The sequence below is a fragment of the Thioclava dalianensis genome, assembly GCF_000715505.1.
Classification (GTDB): Bacteria; Pseudomonadota; Alphaproteobacteria; order Rhodobacterales; family Rhodobacteraceae; genus Thioclava; species Thioclava dalianensis.
On the sequence record NZ_JHEH01000013.1, the window covers coordinates 61,072 to 82,578 of the forward strand.

At 63.0% G+C, this 21,507-nt stretch carries 21 protein-coding genes; 11 read left to right on the forward strand and 10 right to left on the reverse strand.

From position 1 onward, the window contains the following. Positions 1-22: 22 nt before the first annotated feature. The gene (rpsU, locus tag DL1_RS11750) at positions 23-229 is read left to right on the forward strand and encodes a 30S ribosomal protein S21 (protein WP_011748553.1); all 207 of its coding nucleotides are present in this window, start codon (positions 23-25) and stop codon (positions 227-229) included. Positions 230-576: 347 nt separating this feature from the next. After that, positions 577-1,962 carry a TrkH family potassium uptake protein gene (locus tag DL1_RS11755; protein WP_248642589.1) on the forward strand — a complete coding sequence of 462 codons (1,386 nt, stop codon included), beginning with the start codon at positions 577-579 and terminating at the stop codon, positions 1,960-1,962. A gap of 15 nt (positions 1,963-1,977) precedes the next feature. On the opposite strand, the gene DL1_RS11760 is transcribed toward DL1_RS11755, so the two are convergent. Then, the gene (locus DL1_RS11760) at positions 1,978-2,442 is read right to left on the reverse strand and encodes an Lrp/AsnC family transcriptional regulator (protein ID WP_038066333.1); all 465 of its coding nucleotides are present in this window, start codon (positions 2,440-2,442) and stop codon (positions 1,978-1,980) included. Between the two features lie 144 nt (positions 2,443-2,586). Between DL1_RS11760 and ald the strand changes: the two genes are divergently transcribed. Beyond that, positions 2,587-3,711: an alanine dehydrogenase gene (gene ald, locus DL1_RS11765; RefSeq protein WP_038066334.1), complete on the forward strand. Its 1,125-nt coding sequence runs from the start codon at positions 2,587-2,589 to the stop codon at positions 3,709-3,711. A 52-nt stretch (positions 3,712-3,763) separates the two neighbouring features. Here ald and mscL read toward each other — a convergent pair whose 3' ends face one another. Next, positions 3,764-4,192 carry a large conductance mechanosensitive channel protein MscL gene (mscL, locus tag DL1_RS11770; RefSeq protein ID WP_038066335.1) on the reverse strand — a complete coding sequence of 143 codons (429 nt, stop codon included), beginning with the start codon at positions 4,190-4,192 and terminating at the stop codon, positions 3,764-3,766. 112 nt (positions 4,193-4,304) lie between these two features. Between mscL and DL1_RS11775 the strand changes: the two genes are divergently transcribed. Further along, on the forward strand, positions 4,305-5,000 hold the full coding sequence (locus tag DL1_RS11775) for a glutathione S-transferase N-terminal domain-containing protein (protein ID WP_038066345.1): 696 nt from the start codon (positions 4,305-4,307) through the stop codon (positions 4,998-5,000). On the opposite strand, the gene DL1_RS11780 is transcribed toward DL1_RS11775, so the two are convergent. From DL1_RS11780 to DL1_RS11790, 3 genes are all read right to left on the reverse strand, one after another. Continuing rightward, positions 4,978-5,643, reverse strand: a complete 666-nt coding sequence (locus DL1_RS11780) for a hypothetical protein (RefSeq protein WP_038066348.1) — start codon at positions 5,641-5,643, stop codon at positions 4,978-4,980. The genes DL1_RS11775 and DL1_RS11780 overlap by 23 nt on opposite strands. Before the next feature lie 107 nt (positions 5,644-5,750). Beyond that, positions 5,751-6,542, reverse strand: a complete 792-nt coding sequence (locus DL1_RS11785) for an inositol monophosphatase family protein (RefSeq protein ID WP_038066350.1) — start codon at positions 6,540-6,542, stop codon at positions 5,751-5,753. A gap of 66 nt (positions 6,543-6,608) precedes the next feature. Further along, on the reverse strand, positions 6,609-7,514 hold the full coding sequence (locus tag DL1_RS11790; protein ID WP_038066353.1) for a LysR family transcriptional regulator: 906 nt from the start codon (positions 7,512-7,514) through the stop codon (positions 6,609-6,611). Between the two features lie 93 nt (positions 7,515-7,607). Here DL1_RS11790 and metF point away from each other — a divergent pair, with 93 nt between their 5' ends. Both metF and DL1_RS11800 read left to right on the forward strand, forming a co-directional pair. Further along, a complete protein-coding gene (gene metF / locus DL1_RS11795) occupies positions 7,608-8,474 on the forward strand; it encodes a methylenetetrahydrofolate reductase [NAD(P)H] (RefSeq protein WP_038066361.1) in 867 nt (288 codons plus the stop codon). A 130-nt stretch (positions 8,475-8,604) separates the two neighbouring features. Then, positions 8,605-9,096, forward strand: a complete 492-nt coding sequence (locus DL1_RS11800; protein WP_038066364.1) for a PaaI family thioesterase — start codon at positions 8,605-8,607, stop codon at positions 9,094-9,096. Here DL1_RS11800 and DL1_RS11805 read toward each other — a convergent pair. After that, positions 8,998-10,092: a DUF2235 domain-containing protein gene (locus DL1_RS11805; protein ID WP_074854993.1), complete on the reverse strand. Its 1,095-nt coding sequence runs from the start codon at positions 10,090-10,092 to the stop codon at positions 8,998-9,000. The genes DL1_RS11800 and DL1_RS11805 overlap by 99 nt on opposite strands. Before the next feature lie 204 nt (positions 10,093-10,296). Continuing rightward, a complete protein-coding gene (locus DL1_RS11810; RefSeq protein ID WP_038066366.1) occupies positions 10,297-11,442 on the reverse strand; it encodes a type III PLP-dependent enzyme domain-containing protein in 1,146 nt (381 codons plus the stop codon). A gap of 207 nt (positions 11,443-11,649) precedes the next feature. Here DL1_RS11810 and DL1_RS11815 point away from each other — a divergent pair, with 207 nt between their 5' ends. Further along, positions 11,650-12,081, forward strand: coding sequence for an Lrp/AsnC family transcriptional regulator (locus DL1_RS11815; protein WP_038066368.1), 432 nt, complete (start codon positions 11,650-11,652; stop codon positions 12,079-12,081). Positions 12,082-12,278: 197 nt separating this feature from the next. Here DL1_RS11815 and DL1_RS11820 read toward each other — a convergent pair whose 3' ends face one another. Continuing rightward, positions 12,279-13,031: a sulfite exporter TauE/SafE family protein gene (locus tag DL1_RS11820; RefSeq protein WP_038066369.1), complete on the reverse strand. Its 753-nt coding sequence runs from the start codon at positions 13,029-13,031 to the stop codon at positions 12,279-12,281. Positions 13,032-13,263: 232 nt separating this feature from the next. Here DL1_RS11820 and DL1_RS11825 point away from each other — a divergent pair, with 232 nt between their 5' ends. Continuing rightward, positions 13,264-16,386, forward strand: a complete 3,123-nt coding sequence (locus DL1_RS11825; protein ID WP_038066373.1) for a valine--tRNA ligase — start codon at positions 13,264-13,266, stop codon at positions 16,384-16,386. Positions 16,387-16,434: 48 nt separating this feature from the next. Here the strand turns inward: DL1_RS11825 and DL1_RS11830 are convergent, their stop codons facing one another. Next, positions 16,435-17,739 carry an MFS transporter permease gene (locus DL1_RS11830; protein ID WP_038066376.1) on the reverse strand — a complete coding sequence of 435 codons (1,305 nt, stop codon included), beginning with the start codon at positions 17,737-17,739 and terminating at the stop codon, positions 16,435-16,437. A gap of 118 nt (positions 17,740-17,857) precedes the next feature. Here DL1_RS11830 and DL1_RS11835 point away from each other — a divergent pair, with 118 nt between their 5' ends. Next, complete coding sequence (locus DL1_RS11835) at positions 17,858-18,976, forward strand: pyridoxal phosphate-dependent aminotransferase (protein ID WP_038066380.1); 1,119 nt, start codon at positions 17,858-17,860, stop codon at positions 18,974-18,976. A gap of 161 nt (positions 18,977-19,137) precedes the next feature. Continuing rightward, positions 19,138-19,344 carry a hypothetical protein gene (locus tag DL1_RS11840; protein WP_038066383.1) on the forward strand — a complete coding sequence of 69 codons (207 nt, stop codon included), beginning with the start codon at positions 19,138-19,140 and terminating at the stop codon, positions 19,342-19,344. Positions 19,345-19,368: 24 nt separating this feature from the next. Here the strand turns inward: DL1_RS11840 and DL1_RS11845 are convergent, their stop codons facing one another. Next, positions 19,369-20,568 carry a pyridoxal-phosphate-dependent aminotransferase family protein gene (locus tag DL1_RS11845; RefSeq protein ID WP_038066385.1) on the reverse strand — a complete coding sequence of 400 codons (1,200 nt, stop codon included), beginning with the start codon at positions 20,566-20,568 and terminating at the stop codon, positions 19,369-19,371. 193 nt (positions 20,569-20,761) lie between these two features. Between DL1_RS11845 and ygfZ the strand changes: the two genes are divergently transcribed. After that, a complete protein-coding gene (ygfZ, locus tag DL1_RS11850; protein WP_038066388.1) occupies positions 20,762-21,493 on the forward strand; it encodes a CAF17-like 4Fe-4S cluster assembly/insertion protein YgfZ in 732 nt (243 codons plus the stop codon). Positions 21,494-21,507: the final 14 nt, after the last annotated feature.

Sequence of the window (21,507 nt, forward strand, 5' to 3'; positions counted from 1 at the left end):
CTTAGGAAGGTGGTGACACCACATGCAGGTCAGCGTTCGCGACAACAACGTCGAACAGGCGCTTCGTGCTCTGAAGAAAAAACTTCAGCGCGAGGGTGTGTTTCGTGAAATGAAGCTCAAGCAACATTTCGAGAAACCCTCCGTCAAGAAAGCGCGCGAGAAGGCCGAGGCCGTCCGCCGTGCCCGTAAACTGGCACGTAAGAAGGCCCAGCGCGAAGGCGCGCTCTAAGCGCTCCACGCCGCGCAGGCGTCTGAAAATGCTGGCGGGCTTGCCCGCACCGATGACCCCCGTGGCCCGGCCCCGGGGGTTTTTTGGTGCGCTTTGCGATCTCACGGGCCAGATTCGGGGCCCGGTCAGCCCCCGCCCCCCGCGCAACACTTGAGCGCGAAAGCGCAGGGTCGGGCTTTTTCCCTCTCGCCAGACCCTGCAGACGAAGTTTAAGTCTGGGCAATGGCCAAACGGCCGTCACCGTCGCCATCCACTGGACACCAAGGCTGGAACCGCTCTGAATCATGTTCGATGTTCGGCCCGTCTTACATCTTTTCGGCCTGATCCTCATCGTCTTGGGGGGCGCGATGCTGATTCCGATGGGGCTCGACCTGTCGGATGGCAACGCGAACTGGCACAGCTTTTTTGAAAGCGCGATCGCAACGATCCTTGTCGGCGGATTTATGGCGCTGTCCTCGCAGGGCGGCTCGGTCAAAGGGCTCACCGCGCGTCAGGCCTATCTCCTGACGGCTGCGATCTGGCTTGGATTGCCGCTCTTTGCAGCCCTCCCCTTCATGGATGGGGCACCGCATGTCTCTTTCACCGATGCCTATTTCGAGGCGGCCTCTGGGATCACGACGACGGGCTACACGGTGTTTCCCAAACTCGACGCCCTGCCGCGCTCCGTCCTGCTCTGGCGCGGCATGCTCAACTGGTTCGGCGGGCTCGGCATCGCATTTGTCGCGATGATCTTCCTGCCGGTCCTGCGCATCGGCGGCATGCGGTATTTCCAGACCGAAGGGTTCGACACGCTAGGCAAGGTGCTGCCGCGCGCCCGTGACATCGCCCGCTCTCTACTGGGCGTCTATACCACGCTCACAGCGCTTTGCGCGCTCAGCTATGTCACGACGGGGCTCAGCCCGTTCGATGCGCTGTGCTACGCGATGGCCACCTTGGCCACGGGCGGCTTTGGCACGCATGACAGCAGCTTCGCCAGCTTCTCTCCGGCGGCGCAATATGCCGCCTCGCTTTTCATGCTCGCCTCGGCCCTCCCCTTCATCCGCTATGTGCAGCTCTCCCGCGGCGACACCCGTGCCTTCTGGAGTGACCCGCAGGTGCGGGCCTTCTTGCGCTGGTTCTTCGTAGCCCTCGGGGCGCTTTTGATCTGGCGCTACACGCATGGGCATGCCCCGGTCGAGACGATCCTGCGCGACAGTCTTTTCAACCTGTCCTCGATCATGACCGGCACCGGCTTTGGCACCTCCAACATCACCGCTTGGGGCAGCTTTGGTGTTGTCTTGGCCTTTTGGGTCGGGATGATCGGCGGCTGCACCGGCTCCAGTTCGGGCGCGCTCTCGGTATTTCGCTGGCAGGCGCTTGGCGCGGTCGTCCGCACGGCGCTTCGTCGCCTGCATGCGCCTCACCGGGTGATTTTGCCGCGCCTTGCGGGCAAGGTGATCGAAGAAGACGTGCTCTCCTCGCTCACCCTCTATTTCACCGGCTATATCCTGACGCTGGGCCTGATCTCGGTCGGGATCTCGATGACGGGCGCGGATTTCGTCTCGGCGCTGTTTGCCACATGGGGCGCGTTGGGCAATATCGGCTATGCGGTGGGCCCGTTGACCGCCAGTTCGGGAACGATGGCCGAGTTTTCCGGCACTGCGATCTGGCTGATGACGCTTGCGATGCTGCTGGGCCGGATCGGGATGCTAGCGATTCTGGTCCTGCTCTTGCCGCGATTCTGGCGCGGCTAAGCAGGCCTCGCGCACTCAGACCGGAAGCGCCGTCGTCGATTGCACACATTTGAGCGAAAAGCTCGACTGGATCTGCATCACCCCGGGCAGGCAGGCCAGCTTGGCCCGATGCAGCCGCGCGAAATCATCAGCATCCTGCGCGACGACCTTGAGCAGATAATCCGCAGTCCCCGCCATCAGATGACATTCCAGCACCTCGGGAACTTTCTGCACCGCCTGCTCAAACGCATCGAGGATCTCATCCGCCTGCCCCGAAAGCTTGATCTCGACATAGATCACGGTCGTGCGGCCCATCTTGCGCGCATCGAGAAGCGCCACATAATCCCGGATGAACCCCTCTTCCTCAAGCCGTTGGACCCGCCTGTGACAGGCTGAGGGGGACAGGTTCACCCGTTCGCTCAGATCGGCGTTCGAGATTCGCCCCTGCTGTTGCAGCACGGACAGCAAACGGCGATCCGTCGCGTCGAGTTTCCCATCCATGCAAAATCCTGCCGCGTTCGGGGGTGATAATCGAAGATACTGCCCACGCGGCACTGCCACAAGCCAATATTGGCAAAGCTCTTGCGTGGAAAATCTCGCAAAATGGGCGGTAAGACACCATGTCTTTTCGGAGGAGGATCCATCATGAAAATCGGAACCGTACGCGAGATCAAGACACACGAATACCGTGTCGGACTGACGCCCGCCGCAGCACACGAAGCCATCGCCCATGGCCATGACGTGCTGGTCGAAGCAGGCGCCGGCACCGGCGCGGGCTTTCCCGACAGCGATTATACCGATATCGGCGCAGAGATTATCGCGAGCGCAGCCGAGGTCTTTGAAGCCGCCGATATGATCGTCAAGGTCAAAGAACCGCAGGCATCCGAGCGCGCAATGCTGCGCGAAGGACAAATCCTGTTCACCTATCTGCACCTTGCCGCCGACGAGGCTCAGGCCCGCGAGCTGATGGAATCGGGCGCAACCTGCATCGCCTATGAAACCGTCACCGCGCGCGATGGCAGCCTGCCGCTGCTGGCGCCGATGTCGGAAGTGGCCGGGCGTCTTGCCCCGCAAATGGGCGCATGGACGCTGCAAAAGGCCAATGGCGGGCGCGGCGTGCTGCTGGGCGGTGTGCCGGGCGTGACCCCTGCCCGTGTCGTGGTGATCGGTGGCGGCGTGGTCGGCACCCATGCCGCGCGCGTGGCCGCGGGAATGGGCGCGGATGTGACCGTGCTTGACCGCTCACTGCCGCGTCTGCGCTACCTCGATGACATGTTCGCAGGCACATTCCGCACCGCCTATTCGTCGAAAGCCGAGACCGCAGCGCTTGTAGCACAAGCCGATCTGGTGATCGGCGCAGTACTGATCCCCGGCGCGGCGGCCCCCAAGCTAGTGACGCGCGACATGCTCAAGACCATGAAGCCCGGGGCTGCAATCGTTGATGTGGCCATCGATCAGGGCGGCTGCGTGGAGACCTCGCATCCCACGACCCATGACGATCCGATCTATGAGGTCGATGGCGTGATGCATTACTGCGTGGCCAACATGCCCGGCGCGGTTGCGCGCACCGCCACGCTCGCGCTCTCCAACGCCACCCAGCCCTTCATGCTGGCTCTGGCCGACAAGGGCTGGGAGAAGGCCTGCGCCGAGGATCCTCATCTCGCCAACGGGCTCAACGTGCATGCCGGGCAGATCACCTATCCGGCGGTGGCCGAGGCGCTTGGCCTGCCGCTGCATCCGACAGAGGCTGTGCTGCACGCAGCCGAATAACGCAAAAAGCCCGTGCGCGCGTCCCGGGCTTTTTCTTGTCCGCCTGAGCGGCTTATTTCCGAAGTGAATCCCGGATCTCGAGCAATACATCCAACTGGCTCGGCCCGGTGGGCACGTCGGGTGCCACCTCGTTGGGGCGCTCGGCCAGAGACTTCACGCGGTTGACCATCTTGACCAGCATGAAGACGACGAATGCGATGATCAGGAAATTGATGATGGCCATGATAAAGCTGCCATAGGCGAAGACCGAAGCCCCGGCCTCGCGCGCGGCGGCAAGGCTCGCCCCTGCGGGCACCGTGCCCGACAGCACCGCGTAATTATTGGTGAAATCCACGCCACCGGTGAACAAACCGATGATCGGGTTGATGATATCCTTGACCATCGAAGTCACGATCGCAGTGAAGGCCGCGCCGACAATGATGCCGACCGCCATATCCATCACATTGCCTTTCGCGATGAAGTCCTTGAACTCTTTTATCATTCTTTGCCCCCGTTGAGACCTGTCCGAACCCATTTCGAACACTAGTTTATTAACACATTTCCAAATGCCGGGGAATCAGCCCCGCGCCAGAACCGACGGAGCACGCGCCCTTATGACCGACCTGACACAGTTCCCGATCACGAAACGCTGGCCTGCGAAAGATCCGTCTGTCTTGCAACTCTATTCGCTGCCGACGCCGAATGGGGTCAAAGTCTCGATCATGCTCGAGGAGATCGGGCTGCCCTTTGAGGCACATCTGGTCAAATTCGACACCAATGATCAGATGACGCCCGAGTTCCTCTCGCTCAATCCAAACAACAAGATCCCCGCGATTCTCGACCCCAACGGACCAGACGGCCAGCCGCTGGGGCTGTTCGAAAGCGGGGCAATCCTGATCTATCTGGCGGAGAAATCCGGCAAGCTGCTGCCCCAGGCCCAGCGCTACGAAATCCTGCAATGGCTGATGTTCCAGATGGGCGGGATTGGCCCGATGCTTGGCCAGCTTGGGTTCTTTCACAAATTTGCAGGCCGCGAGATCGAGGATCCGCGCCCGAAAAAGCGTTATGTCGACGAGACCGCACGCCTGTTGAAGGTGCTCGATGGTGTGCTAGCGGATCGCGACTGGATCGCTGGCGACTACTCCATCGCCGATATCGCGATCTGCCCGTGGCTGCGCGGCCTGCGTGATTTCTACCAAGCCGGTGATCTTGTCGGCTGGACCGATCTGCGCCACGTGCCGGGCTATCTGGATCGCTTCCTCGAGCGGCCCGCCGTTCAGCGCGGGCTCAACATTCCCGCACGCGACTAGATCCCGAAAGCGCCTCAAGCCGATCCCGCGCGCGGGCCACAAGCAGCACCGCGATGCGGGCCGCGCATTGGGTCGAGGCCGCATCGAGTGGGGCGTCCTCGTCTCCGGCGGAGATTTCATAAAGCCGCGCGCGGGCCTCGAACCGGGCGCGGCGACTCACCTCCTCGGGGGTGAGGGCCAAGGCCTCGCGCACAAGCGCGCGCGCCTCGTCCGGGGCGATGTTGGGATCAAATCCGGGTGCGGCACATCCCGTCGCACAAGACAAATGCAGCCAGCTGCGCAGGCGCCTTTGAGAGGCCCGCATACGCGCCCGCGCAAGATCTTTCTGATCGGCGTGGAAGGCATGCTCAAGCGGTAGGGTCTCGGCCAGTTCGGCGCGCTCTTCACCAAGCGATGCCGCCGCACTCCAAAGGGCTTCCGCCTCTTCGGCCGTGCTTCGCGCCGCATCTGCCTGACAGGCCCGGATCATGCCGTCGAGCATGACCACCCGGTTATCCGAAATCAGATCCGCCGTCTCGGCAATGGCCAGATCATGCGCCGCGCATTGCAATTCGCGCAGCGCCGCCTCAAGCGGGAAGGCGGCATTGGCCGCGCGCGATGAGAGCGGCTGATCCGGTTCAACCTCGTGATAATCTTGGAACATGGCGACCTTCCCTGATGAAGACAGGGGAAGGCTTGCACGCAGAAGGTGAACAGGAAGTGAACACGATCCGTAAAAATCGTATCACCTCACTGTAGAGCACCGATATATCAGGATTTTTCCGTCAAAACTTTCGTCAGCGGATCAAACATCGCCGCGTTGCTGGCAATCACGGAGCCCGATTCGAAGATCGTGCGCCCATCGCGCAACGAGGACACGAAGCCCCCCGCCTCTTTCACCAGAATCAGCCCGGCCGCGATGTCCCAGCTGTTGAGACCGCGCTCCCAATAGCCCTCGTAGCGGCCCGAGGCCACGTAGGCGAGATCGAGCGACGCCGCGCCCCAGCGCCGGACACCGGCACATTGCGGCATCAGGCGCGCCAGATCTTGCAGCGTTGCCGGCAGGGTCGATTTGCCGCCGAACGGCACGCCGGTCGCAAAGACCGACTCGATCATCTTGTGACGGCCAGAAACCCGCAGGCGGGTCTCGTTCATGAACGCGCCCATGCCTTTTTCCGCGTAATACAGCTCGTCCTTAGCGGCGTCGAAGATCACACCGGCAATGACTTCGCCCTTATGCTCCAGCGCGATCGAAACCGCCCAATGCGGCAGGCCGTGCAAGAAGTTGGTCGTGCCGTCGAGCGGATCAACGATCCAGCGGCGCGTCGGATCTTCGCCCGCCTCTTCGCCGGTTTCCTCGCCCACCCAGCCATAGGACGGACGCGCGGCACGCAGGTCTTCCTTGATGATGGCCTCGGCCTCGCGATCGGCCTTGGAGACGAAGTCACCCGGCCCTTTGGACGAAACCTGAAGGTTCTCGACCTCGCGGAAATCCTTGACCAGCGAGCGGCCAGCCTTGCGCGCGGCCTTGATCATCAGGTTGAGATTTGCGCTACCTTGCATGGAACGGGCTCCTTGAATGTCAGGCGCGTGGATTACAGGGGTTGCGCGCAGAATCCAAGCCTCGTTTCACGCCCTTTGCAGCTTAACCGGTTCGGAGCGTGCAAGCTTCAGGAAATGGGCCATGAAAGGCCGGGTCGCATCCTCGACGCGGGTGGCCGCAAAAAGCCGCTTGGTCAGCCCGCCTTCGGTGACCGGGCGGGTGATGTAATCGGGCTGATACTTCACCTCGCGCATCACCCAGTCGGGCAGTACCGCCACCCCGCGCCCCGAGGCCACGAGCATCAAGATCACCGCCGTCAGCTCCACCTGCCGATGCGCCCGAGGCTCGACCCGGGCGGGCGTCAGAAGCTGCGAGAAGATGTCGATCCGCGCCCGGTCCACCGGATAGGTGATCAGCGTCTGATCGGCGAAATCCTCGGCCACGACAAAGGCTTTGGCCGCCAGCGGATTGGAGGATGCGGCCACAAAGGTCGGCTGGTAGTCAAAGAGCGGATTGAACTGCACGTCCTCGATGGTTTCGGGATCGGACGAGATCACCAGATCCACCTCTTCGCGCGACAAGGCAGGCAGCGCGTTGAAGGCGAGCCCCGCGCGAATATCCACGTCGATCTCGGGCCAAGCATGGCGGAATTTCTCAAGGACGGGAAAGAGCCAGTCAAAGCAGGCATGGCACTCGATGGCGATGTGCAGCCGCCCCGCACGCCCCGAGCGCAGCGCCTCGAATTCGGCCTCGGCGGCGGCAATCTCGGGCAGGATCCGCTCGGCCAGCCGAAGCAGTTTCATGCCCGCCGCGGACAGCTTGAGCGGCTTGGAGCGGCGCACGAAAAGCTCCACCCCGGCCTGATCCTCCAGCCCCTTGATTTGATGCGAGAGCGCACTTTGTGTTATAAACAGTTGGTCCGCAGCCCGCGCGAGCCCTCCCGCATCGTGAATGGCCTTGATCGTGCGCAGATGACGGAACTCGAGATGCATAATGTAGTTAGGCTCATAACCATTGTGAGGATTATGAGTTTGTCTCACAAAGCCCGATCTGGCACAAGATACGGAACGAAAAGGAACGCCACCATGATCACGCCGAATGTCAGCTTCGAATTCTTCCCCCCGAAAACGCTCGATGCGTCCTTCCGGCTGTGGGAAACGGCACAACTTCTCGCTCCGCTCAAGCCCAGCTTCACCTCCGTGACCTATGGCGCAGGCGGCACCACGCGTAAGCTGACCCATGAGGCGGTGGGCGCGATCCACAAGAATTACGGGCTCAACGTGGCCGCGCACCTGACCTGTGTTGAGGCCACGAAAGCCGAGACGATGGAGATCGTGGATGCCTATGCCGAGGTTGGCGTAAGCGAGATCGTGGCGCTGCGGGGCGATCCGCCGCAGGGTGCCAAAGGCTTCACACCGCATCCCGAAGGCTTTGCCTCTTCGGTGGAGCTGATCGAGGCGCTGGCCGAAGATGGTCGCTTCACGATCCGCGCAGGCGCCTATCCCGAACCCCATCCCGATGCCGCCGACCCGATGGCCGATGTGCGCTGGCTCAAGCGCAAGGTCGAGGCGGGCGCCACCTCCGCGATCACCCAGTTCTTCTTTGAGGCCGATACGTTCTTCCGCTTCCGCGACGCCTGCGAGAAAGAGGGGATCACGGCCAAAATCATCCCCGGCATCCTGCCGATCCAGTCCTGGAAGGGTGCAAAGAAATTCGCTCAAAGCTGTGGCACCTCCATCCCCGCTTGGGTCGAAGAAGCCTTTGAGGCCGCGCTGCGCGACGACCGCGAGCAGCTTCTGGCGACCGCCATCTGCACCGAGCTGTGCGACAAGCTGATCGAAGGCGGCGTCGAGGATCTGCATTTCTACACGCTCAACCGTCCCGGCCTGACCCGCGACGTGTGCCACGCGCTTGGCGTGATGCCCGATACGGTGCTCGAAAACGTCGCTTGATCCAAGCGTCGGACCCAATCTGAAATCGGGGGGCTCACGGCCCCCCTTTTTCATGACAGCCTGTCAGAGCAGCCCTTTCCTTCGGGCCGGTCGGCCTTAGCCTATAGCGCGACCGCAGAGGAGAGCCGCAATGCCAGAGCCCCGTTACGCCGATGGACCCGATGATTTCCTGAAACCGCAGGACGTGCTGTCGATGTCCGGGCTCGACTATATCCGCAAGATGATCGCCGGAGAGGTACCCTCCCCCACCGTGCAACGCCTGATGTCCTATCGCATCATCGAGGCCGAGCTGGGTCATGTGACGTTGCACGGAACGCCGGAGCATCCCCAAACCAATGGCTATGGCGGCATTCACGGCGGCTGGTACGCGATGGTGCTGGACACGGCGATGACCTGCGCGGTGGTCACCGGCCTGAAACAGGGGCAGACGCAGACCACGCTGGAATTCAAGGTGAACCTGATCCGAGCGATCAAACCGGGGACCGAGGTCATCGCCACGGGCCAGCTCGATCATATCGGGCGCTCAACCGGTGTCGCGCGCGGAGAGATCCGGGGCGCGGAGGACGGACGGCTCTACGCCACCGGCACCGCCACCTGTTTCATCATGACGCCCGAGCTCTGAGCCCTTCGCATCGGACGCCGTGCGATGCCCGCGCAGCAAATGGGGCCGCAAGATCCACCGCCGGTCGCTCGGCGCAGGATCGGGGACAGAACTGTGCACCCGCTCGCTCGGATCGCGCCCGACGATGCGCGGCGCGCGCATCAAGGAATATTTCCCCCAGCCGCGCCAATTGCCGACCGAAGGGGCCGCAGGATCGCAGGGGAACTGCGCACGCCATCCGGGCGGCAGCGGCAGATCCAGCTCCTCGGCCCGCTCCAGCATCCAGACCAGCGGGATATTGGCCAAGGGGCGCGCCTCCGGGAACGCCCCCAACTGGCCGCCGATATCGCCGTGACAGCCGCGAAACCAAACCTGCTCGACGCGCTCGGCGGCCGCATCGGTGCTGTCCCAGATCAACGGCTCATAGGCCGACCGGGTCTCATCAAGTGCCAGCGCCTGATAGCCGTGATGTACGCTGTGCCCAAGAAAGTGGTCATGAAACCGCGTCCGCTTTTCGTTCCAGCCCAGAAAGAACGGCAGCGGCACGCCCAGCGCGCTGACCGTATCGAACACGCCAACCATCTCGATGCGGACATGCGCATGGCACAGCCCAGTGCGAAAGCTCTGCAAGATCGGCGCCGGCGTCTCGCCCTCATAGTGACGCCATGCCAACCGGACATTGCGCTCGATCGCGGCCTCATGGCGCAGCAGGCCGACCCGTTCGATCATCCCCGCCAGAGAGCGCACCGCGAAGGCACCGCGCGAATAGCCGATCAAGAAGATCCGGTCGCCGGGCTGGTAGCGCATCGCCAGCCAGCCATAGGCGCGCAGGATCTGGCGGTTCACGCCCCAGCCGAACCAGACATCCGAGGTGTCATGCCATTCGCGCCATTGCAGCCCCTTGCCGTAATAGACCGACATGCCCGGCGCCGAGCCCCGCAAAAGCCGGTACATCATTCCGATCGAGGTGAGGCGATCCGGGCGCAGGCTGCCAAGCGTGCCATCGAGCAGGATCACGTGGTTAACCGGGCCCCGCCCGCGCAGGCCCGGATGCGCCTCAGCCCGCCGCTTGCCGCGTTGGCGAAATGCCGAAATAACCCTATCGAATAGCCCGCGTATCACAACATTCCCCCCAGCACCGGCAGTGCCCCTCCCTCTTCAATCTAGGGTGATCTGGGTTAAGTTTCATCTAATGAATGCGCACGGTCCAGCCAAACTAGGTCAATCGGTCAGTCGCATTGCGGTGAGCGTCTCAAGCTGACCAAAGCCGTTAAAGCGGGTATTGGTCACGCCGGAATAGGCACCAAGCCCATGAAAAAGAATGTAATCTCCTTCGGCCAGATCCCCCGGTAGCGCCATCTCTCCGGGCAGCCGATCAAGCGAATCGCAGGTCGGACCGAACACGACGCGCGGGTATGCGGGGGCGCGGCGCGGCCGCCCGTCCGGCGCGATGACCTCGATCCGCTCTAGCAAACCGATTTGCGGCAGCTCTGTCAGCGCGCCGTAGACACCATCGTTGAGAAAGACGTCTCGCCCGTCGCGCAGCGCCTTCACGCAGGCGATATGGGTCACGGAATCGGCCACAAGCCCCCGGCCCGGCTCGCAGACCAGCGCCGGGCGCGCGGCTCCGAACGCAGTCTCTACCGCCTGATCGATCCGCGCGAAGATCTCGTCCAGCGCGGGTGCCGGCCCTTGCGCCCGATGGCTCGGAAAGCCCCCGCCCAGATTGAGACGTGCCAGAGTGACCCCCGCCGCGCGCGCGATCGAGGCCGCCGCCCGGATATATGTGTCCCACGCAGCCGGATCGGTGCATTGTGTGCCGGGATGGAACGTCAATGACGGGCGGAACCCGAGCGCAGCCGCCTGCGCCAATAGCTGCACCGCCTGAGCCTCGGTCGCGCCGAATTTCGAGCCGAAATCATAGGCCGCACCGGCAACCGGCAGCTTGAATCGCACAGCGATCTCGGACCCGGGCACGAGCCCCTGCGCGCGCAGCTTGTCCAACTCGCTTTGCGAATCCACCGACCAGCTCGTGACCTCGGCGGCGATGGCGCAGGCGATCTCATCGCGGCTGCGCACCGGATTGTGGTAATGAAGCGCCGACCCCGGCGCGAGGCTTCGGATCAAGGCGATTTCCGCAGGGCTTGCGACGTCAAATCCGGTGATCCCAGCTGCGACAAGGTTTTCGATCACCATCGGCTCGGGATTGGCCTTGACCGCATAGGTCACAAGCCCCGGAAAACCGTGCAGGAAGTGCTGCGCCGTCGCCTGAAGCGCGCTCGGTGCGAAGACCGAGATCGGATGTTGCGGCCTGCGGGCGCGAATGATCTCACGCGGGCTGGCCCAGATTGGGTCGGAAAGTTCCATGCTCTGCCTCCTTGTCGCGGGCGCCCAGCTTGGCCTTCTCGCCCCGATCACCGCGCCGCTCTGCGGAACAGCGATGGGGGTGCCGCCTTGCGCCTATCCTTCCATGATCCGAAAGCGCGCCGTCGATTTCATCGGGCAGATGAACAAATCTGCTGTATATTTTCGTTAAAATGACAAAAATGCCGGTCATACTGCAGGGAGGTCGCCATGGATGAGCTGGATCAGAAGATTGTCGGGTTGCTGGCGGGCGATGCGCGGATGTCGCTGGCGATGCTGGCCCGACGGCTACATATTGCGCGCTCCACGGTGCAGGCGCGCCTTGAAAGGCTCGAAACACAAGGCGTGATCGCGGGCTATACGATCAAGCTGGGAGATGCCGCCGAAGCTGGGCGATTGCGCGCCACGGCGATGCTTGAGATCGACCTGCGGGTCCAACCCGCGATCTTGCAAAAGCTCCGCAGCCTGCCCGAGGTCGAGCGGATCATCACCTGCTCGGGCCGGATCGATTTGATGCTGCAACTCGCCACGCGCTCCACCCAGCAGCTGGACGCCGTGCTGGACCTAATCGGGGAAATCCCGGGCGTTCAGAACACCGAAAGCCTGATCCATTTGACCACCAAGCTCGACCGCGCGATCTGAATGCGCGGATCGCAGTCTGAACCCCGCCCGAAGGATTTAAATCGATCAAACGTCCGGCTTACACCCTGACGGAAAGGGAAAGCCGGACGCCCTGATCTGCGCGCCTTATACGCGGGGTATCGGACCTTCTGGCCTTACCCTCACCACCGTTTTGCAGCGATTCTGGTAAAGAAACTCTTACCGCCTGCACCACGCTCTCAGCCAAGCACAGGGGATCCGATCTCAAACCCGCCGCGGATCAACAGCAGGATCGACAGGATCAGCAGCAGGATCTGAATCACCCGCACATAAAGCGCCTCATCCATCAGCCGTGTCAGCCAGCGCCCGATCACCGTACCGATGATCCCGGAGACAGACAGAGCCACGATCAAACCCCAGTTCAACCCCGACAGCTGACCGATCACCGCATAGGCGGGCAGTTTGGCAAGATTGCCAATCGCGAAAGAGATCGCAATCGTGCCTGCGAATTGCAGCTTTGGCAGCTTTTGCGGCAACAGATAGGCCTGAACCGGCGGCGCGCCGGAATGGGTGATGAAACTCGCAATCCCGGTGAGCGCGCCCCAGAAAATGCCGGGGGCCACCTCTGTGCGGCGCGCCTCAGAGCTTCCCCGCCCAAACCACGCCCGCGAGATATACCAAAGCCCGATCAACCCGGTGAAAATCAGCAGCGCGGATTCCGGCGTATAGGGCGTGATCACCGTAGCGATCACGATGCCCAGCAGGATCGAGGGAACAAGGATCTTCAGATTGGGCAGAGAGAAGTCTCTGCGATACAGCCAAACGCCGATCCAATCCGTGACGATATAGACCGGCAAAAGCGTGGCCGCCGCCTTCACCGGGTTCATGAACAGCGCCAGCATCGGAACCGCGATGGCCGCAGCCGAGGCCAGCCCGCCCTTGGCCAGACCAACAATCAGAGCGGCGATCAGAAACAGGGTCGTATCGAGCATCAGAGAGCCTTCTCGAAATCAGGGCAAGCGCGGCCAGTTTGGCACCGCCCAGCGCTCGCGAGACGTAGCCCGCCAAGCCTCGAGCGCAAGTTGGAGAGGCCCATTTTCGGGGATGGGACAGCCCCGCTGCCGCAACCGTGAGCCAAGCCGCGTCCCCTGCCTGCGCCACGAAGGGTTTTCCTTGTCCCCGGCGCAGGCTAAACAACGGGCAAGCCAGTAAGGATGCCATGACATGACGATGGACAAAACTTTCGACGCAGCCCAAGCCGAGCCGCGGATCTACGCGAAATGGGAAGAGGCCGGAGCCTTCAAGGCGGGCGCGAATGCCAGCCGCTCCGAGACCTTCTGCGTGATGATACCGCCTCCGAACGTGACCGGCGCACTGCATGTCGGGCACGCCTTCAACAACACCGTGCAGGATATGCTTGTGCGCTGGCACCGGATGCGGGGCTTTGACACGCTCTGGCAGCCGGGACAGGACCATGCGGGCATCGCGACCCAGCTGATGGTCGAGAAAGAGCTGGCCAAGACCGGGCAACCCAAGCGCATCGAACTGGGGCGTGAGAAATTCCTTGAGAAGGTCTGGGATTGGAAGGGGCAATACGGCTCCACCATCATCACCCAGCTCAAGCGTCTGGGCGCAAGTGCTGACTGGTCGCGCAACGCCTTCACGATGGCAGGCGCGCCGGGCGATCCGCGCACGGGCCATGAGAACAGCGCGAATTTCCACGATGCGGTGATCAAGGTCTTCGTGGATATGTATGAAAAGGGCCTGATCTATCGCGGCAAGCGGCTGGTGAACTGGGACCCGCATTTCGAAACCGCGATTTCCGATCTCGAGGTCGAGAATATCGAAGTTGCCGGTCACATGTGGCACTTCAAATATCCGCTCGCCGGGGGCGAGACCTATACCTATATCGAGCGCGACGAGGACGGAAACATCACGCTTGAAGAAGAGCGCGATTATATCTCGATTGCGACGACGCGCCCCGAGACGATGCTGGGCGATGGGGCTGTCGCCGTGCACCCCTCCGATGAGCGTTACGCCCCCATCGTGGGCAAGCTCTGCGAAATCCCGGTCGGCCCGAAAGAGCTGCGCCGTCTGATCCCGATCATCACCGATCAATATCCGGACAAGAATTTCGGCTCGGGTGCGGTGAAGATCACCGGCGCGCATGACTTCAACGATTACCAAGTCGCCAAGCGCAACGAGATCCCGCTTTATCGCCTGATGGATACCAAGGGTGCGATGCGCGATGACGGCGCGAGCTATGCCACCTGTGCGGCCCGCGCGATGGAGATCTCGAAAGGGGCGGGCTTCTACGAGGCCGAGATCGACAGCCTCAACCTCGTGCCCGACGAATTGCGCGGGCTCGACCGTTTCGAGGCCCGCGAGGCGGTGATCGCGCAGATCACGCGCGACGGTCTTGCGGTGATGATCCCCGATCCCAATCCCGAAGAGGGCACGGATCCGCAGATGATCCCCTATGTCGAGAACAAGCCGATCATGCAGCCTTTCGGCGATCGCTCGAAAGTGGTGATCGAGCCGATGCTGACCGATCAGTGGTTCGTCGATGCCGAGAAGATCGTTGGCCCCGCGCTCGATGCGGTGCGCAATGGCGAGACCAAGATCATGCCCGAGGCGGGCGAGAAAACCTATTTCCACTGGCTTGAGAATATCGAGCCGTGGTGCATCTCGCGCCAGCTCTGGTGGGGGCATCAGATCCCGGTCTGGTACGGCCTTGATCTTGAAGCGCCCGATTTCCGCGACGACGAGGGCGATGGCGCAATCGATCTCGTCGAGATGGGCCGCCTGCTGGTCGAGACACGCATGGTCCATCGCGACGACCGCTACCATTGCGCGCCCGATATCGACGGCGTCACCGGCTATTTCAAAGCCGGGATCGCCAATCTGCCGACGCCGCTCAACGCGGCGCGGATCGTCGAGGTCGAGGACCGCCATGCCGCCATCGAGGCACTCGCCTCGACACTGGCGCAATACGCCATGACCGAGGATCCCACGCAGCTGATCTACCCGATCTGGCGCGATGCCGATGTGCTCGACACGTGGTTCAGCTCGGGCCTCTGGCCGATTGGCACGCTGGGCTGGCCCGAAGATACCGCGGAGATGGCAAAGTACTTCCCGGGCGATGTGCTCGTCACCGGCTTCGACATCCTGTTCTTCTGGGTGGCGCGGATGATGATGATGCAGCTTGCCGTGACCGATCAGGTGCCGTTCCACACCGTCTATCTGCATCAGCTTGTCCGCGACGAGAAGGGCAAGAAGATGTCGAAGACGACGGGCAATGTGATCGACCCGCTCGAGATCATCGACACTTACGGCGCCGATGCGCTACGCTTCACCAATGCCGCGATGGCGGCGATGGGGGGCGTGCTGAAGCTCAGCGAGGACCGCATCAAGGGCTATCGCAACTTCGGCACCAAGATCTGGAATGCGACGCGCTTTGCCGAGATGAACGGCGTGTTCGAAGGCCCGGTGGTCACCGCCCCACCGCAGCCCGAGCACACAGTGAACCGCTGGATCATCGGCGAGACCGCGAAGATCCGCGAACTGGTCGATGAGGCCTTTGAGAGCTACCGCTTCAACGACGCAGCACTGGGGCTCTATGGCTTTGTCTGGGGCAAGGTCTGCGACTGGTATGTCGAGTTCGCCAAGCCGCTCTTTGATGGCGAGCATGCCGAGGAAACCCGCGCCACGATGCGCTGGGTGCTCGATCAGTGCTACATCCTGCTGCATCCGATCATGCCCTTCATCACCGAAGAGCTTTGGGATCTGACCGCCCCGCAAGGCGATCGCGCCAAGTTGCTGGTCCATACCGACTGGCCGAGCTACCGCGCCTCCGATCTGGTCGATGAGGCTGCGGATCGCGAGATGAACTGGGTGATCGATCTGATCGAGGCGATCCGCTCGTCACGCACGCAGATGGGCGTGCCGGTTGGGCTGAAGCTGCCGATGGTGCTGGCCGAGGCCGATGACGCAGCGCGCACCGCGATGGCCCGCAACGAGGCGCTGATCTTCAAGCTGGCCCGCATCGAAAGCCTGACCGAGGCACCGATCCCGAAAGGCGCGATCTCGCTACCCGCGCAGGGCGCACTCTTTGGGCTGCCGCTCGAAGGGGTGATCGATATCGGCAAGGAGAAGGCCCGGCTCGAAAAAGCTCTGGGCAAGATGGAGAAGGAAATCGGCGGCATGAAGGGCCGTCTGAACAATCCGAAATTCATCGCCAATGCGGACCCGGAGGTTGTGGTGGAGACCCGCGAGAACCTCGCCCGCGCCGAGGAAGAGGCCGAGAAGGTGCGCGCAGCCGTCACCCGCCTCGCCGCTCTGGGCTAAAAGACAGCGCGCCGCGCCCCGATCCAACGGGCGCGGCGCGGATCGCCCTTACTCCGAGCCCGAGCTGGCCTCTTTCATCGTGAAGGCCACACCCGAGGCGAGGATACAAATCACCGCATAGGCGCTGAGCACCGCCTCCGGCCCCGCCAGCGCGACCGCCGAGCTGAACGCCCCGAACACCAGCAGCAGCAAACCAACCGTCGTGTTCGACACCGCCGTGTAGGCTGCGCGGTTATCGGCAGGCGCCATATCGACAAGATAGGTCGAACGCCCCAGCCGCACGCCCTGATAGCCGATCATCAGCCCGAACAGCGACAGCGGTGCGGCCCAGACAGACCCCATCACCCCGGTCAGATCCAGAACCACGGCCAGCGCCAGAAACGCTGCCGCTACAAGGCCGGTAAAGATCAGAACCTTGCGCGACGACCGATCCGCCAACCGCCCCCAGATATAGGCGCTCAGAAGCGAGGCCAGCGCCGAGGCCAGCACCAGCGCGCCCAGCTCACCAAACCGGTTGTCACCGGCTTGCGCGGCCAGCAGCACGATATAGGGCGGGGCCAGAGCGGTGGGCAAAAGCAAGCTCCGCGCGATCACGAACTTGCCCAGATCGCGGTCCTGCCAAAGCAGCTTCATCTCGCCGAGCCCAACCGCATCGCCGCCATCGCCCGGCTGATCCTCTTCCACCAAGGTCGAGAACACCGCAGCGGCGGCCACCCATAGCAACGCCGCCAAAGAGATCGCTCCGATCACCAGCCCCATGCGCGCAAATAATCCCGTCAGCAGGATGATCGCGAAGATGATGACGCCCGCCGAGGAGACGCTGGTGGCAATCCCGGTGGTCGTGCCACGCCGCGTCCGGTCCACCGTCTTGCCCAGCACATCCTTGTAGCTCACCGAGGAAAGGGACCGTGCCACGGCCAGCACCGCCAATGCGGCCAGAATGGCCAGCCCCGCGCCCATGCCCTGCATCAGCACCGCAACCAGCACGATCGCCGCCGCAGCTATCCCCTGCACAAGGCTTCCCAGCGCCCAGGCCCATTTGCGCTGCGCCATCCGGCGCACGCGCGGCGCGATGAACAGTTGCGGCAAGAGCGAGCCTGCCTCGCGCAGCGGCACCAGCCAGCTCACCAGCGAAACCGGCGCGCCCACCGCCTGCATCAGCCAGCTCAGCACAAGCTTCGGATCGATCAGCCCATCGGCAAGCTTGGTCATCGACAGCGAGGCGACATGGCGCAGGAAATTGCCCGGCTCGTGGCGCGCAGCATCTGGGCCGAGCTCCCGAGTGTCGCCGCGCGTGCTGCCCGTGAGGCGCTCAAACAGGGAAGTCGCAAGGTTGGTGTCGCTGGCGCTCATCGGCTGGCTCTCCGGTCGGGTTGTCTTACTCTATCTATACTGAGCAAAGTCCGCGACATATTCCGTGGTTCCCGACTTTCGCTTGCTGCAGATCGGCTTTGCCCTTACGCCTTGAGGCATGACACATCCCCGCTATACCCGATTGATCGACGCCCTTCCCTCCACCGTCCCCTTCGTGGGCCCGGAAGCGCAGGAGCGCGCGGCAGGACGCCCGTTCACTGCAAGGCTCGGGGCGAATGAAAACGGCTTTGGCCCAAGCCCACGCGCCATCGCGGCCATGGCGGCGGCAGCAGGCGATGTCTGGAAATACGGCGACTCGACCAGCTTCGAGCTGCGCGCCGCGCTTGCGGCGCATCACGATGTGAATGTGCCCAATGTGCTGGTGGGCGAAGGGATCGACGGGCTACTGGGCTATCTGTGCCGCCTGCTGATCGAGCCCGGCGATGCGGTTGTCACCTCTGACGGGGCCTATCCGACCTTCAACTACCATGTCGCTGGGTTCGGCGGGGTGCTGCACAAGGTCCCCTACAGCGATGATCACGAGGATCTCGACGCGCTGATCGCCAAGGCCATCGAGACCGGCGCCAAGCTGATATATCTCGCCAATCCTGACAACCCGATGGGCACGTGGCACGGGCGCGAGGCCATCGAGGCGATGATCAAGAAAGTGCCCGATGGCACGCTCTTGCTGCTCGATGAGGCCTATGTCGAATTTGCCCCCGAAGACACCGCGGCCCGGATCGCCGCCGATGATCCGCGCGTGATCCGGATGCGAACCTTCTCGAAGGCGCATGGCATGGCCGGGGCGCGGGTGGGCTATGCGATTGCAGCCCCCGAGTTGATCGCGGCCTTCGACAAGATCCGCAACCATTTCGGGATGTGCCGGATCAGTCAGGCGGGTGCCCTGGCCGCTTTGCAGGACACGACATGGCAGGCCTATATGCGCCTGCTGGTGGCCGGCGCGCGCCAGCGCATTGCGGATATCGCTGCGCAAAACGGCTTGAGCACCCTGCCCTCAGCCACGAATTTCGTCGCCATCGATTGCGGCGGCGATGGGGATTTCGCCCGCGCCGTCCTAACCGCCCTTGGCGATGCGGGCGTCTTCGTGCGCATGCCCTTCGTGGCACCCGAGAATCGCTGCATCCGGGTCTCGGTCGGCCCCGAGCCCGAACTCGACCGATTTGCCGAAGCGCTGCCGCACGCGCTTGAGGCGGCCCGGACGTCGCGCATGAAATAGATCTTTCCGGGGCTCATTTTCGCAAGAAACCGCCATGCGTCAGCGTGACGCGGCGGCTTCACGCCCATCTAGGTCCATTTCGAATCTATATCGCATCAAGGTGAATTGCGACACCAAGACCTCGGCCCCATGTTCGCTCAGCGAGAACAGGAGCCCTGACCATGAGCCGAACCAAACGAAATTCCCGCATTGCGATGCTGAGCCCGCTGGCCTTTGCGCTGGCATTCGGAGCCTATGCCGGTTCCACGAATGTCAGTCGCGAACCCCGGATTTCCTCATCGGCACGCGAGGTTTCACAGATCCGGCCCGAGGATGAGGAAGATGCTGGCTGGCTGATGGAGTGGCTGGAGCGCCACGGCGAGGCCTGAGCGGCCCCGCGCCGTGACTCTGCCTCAGCCCTTCGCGATCTCGGCGGCGGCGGCGTCAAGCGCGCCGCTGCCATGGGGAATTCCCAAAGCCTGCATACCCGCCTCCATCGTCGCCAGCGCGCCAAGCGTCATATGCGCGTTCACATGCCCCATATGAGCCACGCGCAGGAAGTCATTGGCCTCGGGCGTGCCGGGCTCGGCCATACCAAGGCCAATGCCAAGCGTCACACCGGCCTCGGTCTCAAGCCAGCTGCGCAGGCGCTGCGCCCCGCCACCCCCGATCCGTGCGGCCGTGACGGAATGCGCGCGATGGGCGGGATTGGCGAGGTTGAGCTTGATATCGCCCGCCTGCCCCCAGGCATCGAACGCCGCCCAAACGGTGCGCGCCAGCGTCGCGTGACGGGCCCAGATATGCTCCAGCCCTTCCTCGTCGAGGATCATCTTGAGCGATTCATCGAGCCCGAAGAGATGGTGCGTCGGCGAAGTGCCTCCGAAATACTGATAAACCATTTCCGGGAAGGCGCGCGGTTGCCAGTCCCAATAGGGCGTCTTCAGCCCTGCGGATTTGCTCACCTGATTGGCCTTCTCGGAGAACCACACGAAGCCCAGCCCCGGCGGCACCATCAGCCCCTTCTGGCTCGCACCGACCATCACATCGACGCCCCAGTCATCCATGCGGAACACGTCACAACCAAGCGCCGCAATCGAATCCACCATCAGAAGCGCCGGGTGACCTGCCGCATCGATGGCGGCGCGCACGGCGGGGATATCGTTGCACACCGAGGTCGCGGTATCGACATGGGTCAACAGGACCGCCTTGATCTTATGGCCGGTATCTTCGCGCAAGGCCTGCTCGACCTGCGCGGGATCGACCGGCGACTTGATGCCGAAATCGAGCCGCTGCACGTCAATCCCCATCATGCCTGCATTGCGGGCCCAAAGATTGCCGAACCGCCCGGTGACCAATCCCAGCGCCTTGTCTCCGGGCGAGAAGATATTGGTCAGCGCCGCCTCCCAAGCCCCATGCCCGTTGGAGATATAGATCGCCACATGGCTTGTGCTGCATGCCACGCGCCGCAGCCCATCCGTCACCCGCGCCGCTAGCAGCTCGATATCGCCTTCATAGATATTCGGCGCAGGGCGATGCATGGCGGCGAGCACCCGGTCGGGCATCGTCGAGGGGCCGGGAATGGCGAGATAGGCGCGACCTTGGGACAGGCTCATTGGGATCTCCAGAAGACGTAGGCGGTTATCGGTAATCGCGCATGCGAGGGGCGTCAATCGCAACCCGGGCACAGCCCCCTCCGCGCGGCGCGCGATTGCACCCGCCCGGATCGGACGCTAAGCAAAGACTGCGCCCATACAGGGCTGTCGGCGAGAGCAATCAGACCTACATCCCGCTTGAAAGGAGTGCTTCATGTCCCAGCGTCGCCTCTACGAGATCACCGGCCCCGAGCGAGAGCATTTTCTGCAAGGGCTGGTCACCAATGACCTCAAAAAGCTGAAAGACGGCCCGGTTTATGCCGCCCTGCTCACACCACAGGGCAAGTATCTCGCCGATTTCTTCCTCGTCGCGCAGGGGGATGCGATCTTGCTCGATATCGACGCCGAGATCGCGGAGGCCACGATCAAGCGCCTGTCGATGTACAAGCTGCGCTCGGATGTCACGATCACGCCGTCCGAGCAGCAGGTCTATTGCGGAACGGGGCCCGCGCCAGACGGCGCGCTGGCCGATCCGCGTCACCCGGAAATGGGCTGGCGACTTTATGGCGCGCGTTCGGGCGATGATGGCAGCGATTGGGACGCGATCCGCGTGGCGCATTGCATCCCTCAGACCGGGATCGAGCTGACCCCCGACACGTTTATCCTTGAAGCCGGATTTGAGCGCCTCCAGGGCGTCGATTTCCGCAAAGGCTGCTATGTCGGTCAGGAAGTGACCGCCCGCATGAAGCACAAGACCGAGCTGCGCAAAGGCTTCGTCACAGTGCAGATCGAAGGCGCGGCAAGCCCGGGCACCGAGATCACCCAAGACGACCGCAAGCTGGGCCAGATCTTCACGCGCGCAGGCAATCGCGCGATTGCCTATCTGCGCCTCGACCGTGCAGGCGGCGATATGCGCGCCGGATCGGCCCAGATCACGCTTTTATGACCTTGCCGCGAGGG

Excerpts from the sequence above, each read along its gene's own strand:
- rpsU (WP_011748553.1), top strand. The coding sequence starts at position 23 with ATGCAGGTCAGCGTTCGCGACAACAACGTCGAACAGGCGCTTCGTGCT.
- DL1_RS11755 (WP_248642589.1), top strand. The coding sequence starts at position 577 with ATGCTGATTCCGATGGGGCTCGACCTGTCGGATGGCAACGCGAACTGG.
- DL1_RS11760 (WP_038066333.1), bottom strand. The coding sequence starts at position 2,442 with ATGGATGGGAAACTCGACGCGACGGATCGCCGTTTGCTGTCCGTGCTG.
- ald (WP_038066334.1), top strand. The coding sequence starts at position 2,587 with ATGAAAATCGGAACCGTACGCGAGATCAAGACACACGAATACCGTGTC.
- mscL (WP_038066335.1), bottom strand. The coding sequence starts at position 4,192 with ATGATAAAAGAGTTCAAGGACTTCATCGCGAAAGGCAATGTGATGGAT.
- DL1_RS11775 (WP_038066345.1), top strand. The coding sequence starts at position 4,305 with ATGACCGACCTGACACAGTTCCCGATCACGAAACGCTGGCCTGCGAAA.
- DL1_RS11780 (WP_038066348.1), bottom strand. The coding sequence starts at position 5,643 with ATGTTCCAAGATTATCACGAGGTTGAACCGGATCAGCCGCTCTCATCG.
- DL1_RS11785 (WP_038066350.1), bottom strand. The coding sequence starts at position 6,542 with ATGCAAGGTAGCGCAAATCTCAACCTGATGATCAAGGCCGCGCGCAAG.
- DL1_RS11790 (WP_038066353.1), bottom strand. The coding sequence starts at position 7,514 with ATGCATCTCGAGTTCCGTCATCTGCGCACGATCAAGGCCATTCACGAT.
- metF (WP_038066361.1), top strand. The coding sequence starts at position 7,608 with ATGATCACGCCGAATGTCAGCTTCGAATTCTTCCCCCCGAAAACGCTC.
- DL1_RS11800 (WP_038066364.1), top strand. The coding sequence starts at position 8,605 with ATGCCAGAGCCCCGTTACGCCGATGGACCCGATGATTTCCTGAAACCG.
- DL1_RS11810 (WP_038066366.1), bottom strand. The coding sequence starts at position 11,442 with ATGGAACTTTCCGACCCAATCTGGGCCAGCCCGCGTGAGATCATTCGC.
- DL1_RS11815 (WP_038066368.1), top strand. The coding sequence starts at position 11,650 with ATGGATGAGCTGGATCAGAAGATTGTCGGGTTGCTGGCGGGCGATGCG.
- DL1_RS11820 (WP_038066369.1), bottom strand. The coding sequence starts at position 13,031 with ATGCTCGATACGACCCTGTTTCTGATCGCCGCTCTGATTGTTGGTCTG.
- DL1_RS11825 (WP_038066373.1), top strand. The coding sequence starts at position 13,264 with ATGACGATGGACAAAACTTTCGACGCAGCCCAAGCCGAGCCGCGGATC.
- DL1_RS11830 (WP_038066376.1), bottom strand. The coding sequence starts at position 17,739 with ATGAGCGCCAGCGACACCAACCTTGCGACTTCCCTGTTTGAGCGCCTC.
- DL1_RS11835 (WP_038066380.1), top strand. The coding sequence starts at position 17,858 with ATGACACATCCCCGCTATACCCGATTGATCGACGCCCTTCCCTCCACC.
- DL1_RS11840 (WP_038066383.1), top strand. The coding sequence starts at position 19,138 with ATGAGCCGAACCAAACGAAATTCCCGCATTGCGATGCTGAGCCCGCTG.
- DL1_RS11845 (WP_038066385.1), bottom strand. The coding sequence starts at position 20,568 with ATGAGCCTGTCCCAAGGTCGCGCCTATCTCGCCATTCCCGGCCCCTCG.
- ygfZ (WP_038066388.1), top strand. The coding sequence starts at position 20,762 with ATGTCCCAGCGTCGCCTCTACGAGATCACCGGCCCCGAGCGAGAGCAT.